Genomic DNA, 493 nt, shown 5'->3' on the forward strand with positions numbered 1-493 from the left:
TGGCCCCCGGACAGATCAGCGAGCTGTCAGAGTCGTCCGCGCTGGCGTTCCGCGTCGCTTTTGACGGCGATATGCCGCCGCCGGCAGAGCGCTACTGGCGCGGCCTGACATTGAGCCATTTTGATGGCCGGGCCTGGCAGCAGGCCATTCCTCGCGGCATGGATGAGGCGCGTTACCTGTACGGCGGCCGTGGGCCGACCCCGGACTGGGTGGATGCGTTGACAGCCGGGCGGGGCGACGGCACCAGCTATGCCTACCAGGTTATAGTTGAACCTACCCAGCGCCGCTGGCTGTTTGCCATGCCGGTACCCTTTGTCAGTGAGGGAGGCGTCAGCCTGGCCCGGGACATGCGGCTGGTGGCGAACAACCCGGTGAGCCAACGACAGAGCTATCAGGTTGTCAGTGTGCCGGCGGCAACCCGGCGGCTGCCATTGGCAGCAGAAGAGAAAGCGCTGATGCTGTCGATTCCTGACGAGAGCGGCCGCCGTGCCCG

The 493-nt window shown here is 66.1% G+C and carries 1 protein-coding gene; it reads left to right on the forward strand.

The window, feature by feature from the left end; all coding sequences use genetic code 11:
* Positions 1 to 493 (forward strand): DUF3488 domain-containing protein (locus A3730_RS07925; protein ID WP_156501068.1); only part of this gene is annotated, 493 nt, incomplete at both ends.

The organism is Alcanivorax sp. HI0044 (genome assembly GCF_001634945.1).